This is a genomic window from Mucilaginibacter sp., assembly GCF_036383575.1.
Lineage (GTDB): Bacteria > Bacteroidota > Bacteroidia > Sphingobacteriales > Sphingobacteriaceae > Mucilaginibacter.
In genome coordinates this window covers 1-3,172 of sequence record NZ_DASVOB010000334.1, presented here as the reverse complement: position 1 = coordinate 3,172, position 3,172 = coordinate 1, and the positions used below count along the sequence as shown (strand labels likewise).

Below are 3,172 nucleotides of genomic sequence, written 5' to 3'. Positions count from 1 at the left end.
GGCTATGCCGGTGAATTTAAACTGGTCGAAAAAGCCACGCACAAAAACAATGTTCATGAAAAACATAACCACCGGGTTTTGCCCCGCTGTTACTATTGGGTTTTGACTAAAGTTATAGGCTATGAATGCGCCAATGGTGAGCAACGCGTACATAGGATAGATACGTGCCACCCGGTTTTTAAGGTATTGCAGAAACCACTCTTTGGTTAATTTAAAACTATCAAAATACCTGAAAGCTATCAAAAAGCCCGAAAGCACAAAGAAAATGGTAACCCCGATATGGAATTCGTTAAAGAACCGTTGCACAGAGTGGGGAAATTTCTCATCAAACACATACGCAAAATGCGATATGAAAACCAGGTAAGCTGCCATAGCCCTCACACCGGTTAATGCCGGAATATAATTGGATTGTGCTCTTTGTGACAAAACAGATGTATTTTAACTTTTAGATCAATTTAATTATACGTAAATCTTTGCAAAATGGATACCAATGTTAAACAAGTAAGGGTTGATAAGTTGCAAAATTAAGCAGCAGTAGCAGTTTTTAGTGGCAGTGAGGAAGGATGTGATTTGCTTATTCGTTAATCTGAACCGGGATTTGGGGGAATTTGCCGGATTGATGGATTTTGCTGACTCGTAGGTTTTTAAAGCATTGCGCCGTTGTTGGTGTTGTCACCAACAACTTCTATTTATTCAATACATCATATTTTTTTAAATTGAGTTACCATTGACAAGCCGATGGGCAATGTTGTTGGTGACAACACCAACAACGGCGGGCAATCACGAACTGTACAGATGAACTTGCATGGCCGCTCTGCCTATTGGGATTACTTCGTGCAATGACGCGTGGCTATCTTAGCGCTGGCATAAAAATCCTGCCAATCCCAAAATCCTATAAATCAAGGTTCAGACCACTTCCCTGCACAACACCCTTGCTTAAAATCCTTTGATCAATATAATACTGGATCTCTGATTTTTTCAATCCCCAGTTGGGGGCAATAAGCAGTTCGCGGTCGCTGAGGCCGAAGAGGCGCTGGATCACAATATCCGGGCGAACGAGAGGTAATAGCTCACACAGAAAATCGGCATATTCTTCAATGCCAAACAGGTGAAATGGTTCGCGTTTATATTTTACGCCCATTACCGAGCCTTCAACAATATGCAGGTGATGGAATTTTACAAACTTGATCTGTTTAAAACGGTTGATCTCATCGGCGTATTTCAGCATCATCTCCTTAGTTTCCCAGGGGAAGCCGAAGATGGTATGTACGCAAATGTCCAGCTTTGAATTTTCGACCAGGGCAAGCGCTTTTACCAGCTCTTCATGGCTGCAGCCCCGGTTAATCTGGTTCAGGGTATCGTTGTAGATACTTTCCATGCCCATTTCCAGGTCGACATCAAAACGGTCGGTATAGCTTTCAAGTAAGGCAATTTTTTCGGCATCGATACAATCCGGCCTGGTGCCTACCGAAAGGCCTACAATATCTTCAGTACCATAGCTCAAGGCCTCGTCATACATCATTTTAAGGTAATGTGCCGGTGCATAAGTATTGGTATTGGGCTGAAAGTAAATAATAAACTTATCGGCCTTATTGCCTTTGCGTGCACGTTCCATCCCTTCTTCAACCTGTTGCCTTACTGTAGGGGCGTTTCGGCTAACCGAAGGGGTAAAGGAGTCAACATTGCAATAGGTACAACCACCGTAGCCTTTTGAGCCGTCACGGTTAGGGCAGGTAAAACCACCATCAACAATTACTTTAAACACGCGATGGCCTTTGTATTTTTCCTTAAGCCAGGGCCCGTAATTGTTATAGCCTTTTTCCCAGGTTGTTATTGCTTGCTGTTCCACTTTGCTTTCCTTGATTTTGACGACTTGTTTTGATTTGATCGATCAGGCGGCAAAGATAGTGAATTTTGGTGAGGGGGCGATTTACATCTAAATTCCTGAAAATTAATATAATCGTTTACCGGTTTTTAAATGATTAGCTTTGAAAAACACGTTCTTTAATTCAAAGTATATGAGCCTAATAAATTCCGAGGATAGTCCTGTTACCAGGAAATCCATTCCAGCCAATCCGCAGAGTATCCACCCCAATTTAAATAACAAATAGATGGCCGCTAAATCATCAGAAATGCAGGCCCGTGAGTTTGTATACGACCTCGATAATTGCGCCAGCGAATATGGCTTTGGTAAAGAAGACTTTTGGCAGGTGCACCTCGTTACCGAAAAAGACAAAGCAAAGCTTGCAAAAATCTATTATCCGCTTATGTCGGTGCCTATGGCTGCAGAAACTATTCCCACTATCCTTTCCCTTGTGCAGGGCAAGCTTATCAAATTTAATGGTATGGAACTGCCGGCAGGTAAATCTGTAGTAATTAAAGATACGCAGCAATACCTTGTGGCATATAATATCAAACGAACGTTTTGACTACAGTTCATCTGTTGCTAATTCACCTTCAGATAAGCCTTTTTGTAAGTGCTCAGGATCTCGGTTATTTTGGATGGGTCGCGCTTTTCAAACAGGTGGATTACCCATACGGTAAAACGCAGCATGCCAACCGGGTTAACAATCCCTAATCCCAATTTATTAATGTCATTATCCCTGCTGGCTATCTGTTTAGGATAGTCATCCCCGGTACGGGTAAACAGGTCTTCGGCAAAGCACCAGGCACCGTCACGGGCGTTGCCGAGGGCAAACTGGATCAGGATGGAATTATTTTGCGCATGCAGGCCTGCCAGCGACAGCAGCGGAGAGATCTGGTTCAGCTCGCTGATCACCTCGTAGGTAAGTGCCGAAAGTATGGTGTTGATGGAATTGAAATCATTATGAACCCCGGTTAGTGGCTGGTTAAGGTTGCGGGCTAATTCTACCACGGCAACACCCAGATCAAGATTGATATGCGCGTTCATGCCAATGAGCAGGTGCTGCAATACCAATCTCGACGATTTATCAAAAATACCGAAAGCCAGTTCCCACGAATGGGAGCAGGGCTGCTTTTGCTGCCAGCAACGATAAGCCGTGATATACCTGTTGGCAAATATCACGTCTAACTGTTCCATACGTGCTGGATTTTCAAACTCACCGTTTTGGATGCCTTCCCTCACCTTGCAGGTAACCTTATGGTACAGGGCCGCAAAATACCCGGCGCGGCTGTCGGTTTTTATAGCATC

General features: G+C 43.7%; 4 protein-coding genes. 1 reads left to right on the top strand and 3 read right to left on the bottom strand.

Annotation, left to right across the window (positions count from 1 at the left end; genetic code table 11):
- Positions 1 to 426, bottom strand: a 426-nt coding sequence (locus VF500_RS11485; RefSeq protein WP_330859799.1) for an acyltransferase, incomplete at its 3' end; no start/stop codon positions are given.
- Between the two features lie 466 nt (positions 427 to 892).
- A complete protein-coding gene (locus VF500_RS11480) occupies positions 893 to 1,849 on the bottom strand; it encodes a TIGR01212 family radical SAM protein (protein ID WP_330859798.1) in 957 nt (318 codons plus the stop codon).
- A 262-nt stretch (positions 1,850 to 2,111) separates the two neighbouring features.
- Here VF500_RS11480 and VF500_RS11475 point away from each other — a divergent pair, with 262 nt between their 5' ends.
- A complete protein-coding gene (locus VF500_RS11475; protein WP_330859797.1) occupies positions 2,112 to 2,429 on the top strand; it encodes a hypothetical protein in 318 nt (105 codons plus the stop codon).
- A 17-nt stretch (positions 2,430 to 2,446) separates the two neighbouring features.
- On the opposite strand, the gene VF500_RS11470 is transcribed toward VF500_RS11475, so the two are convergent.
- Positions 2,447 to 3,172: DUF5995 family protein (locus tag VF500_RS11470; protein WP_330859796.1), on the bottom strand; the 726-nt coding region annotated here is incomplete at its 5' end.

What these genes read in the sequence shown, in the direction of transcription:
- VF500_RS11475 (WP_330859797.1), top strand. Translation starts at nt 2,112, where the DNA reads ATGGCCGCTAAATCATCAGAAATGCAGGCCCGTGAGTTTGTATACGAC.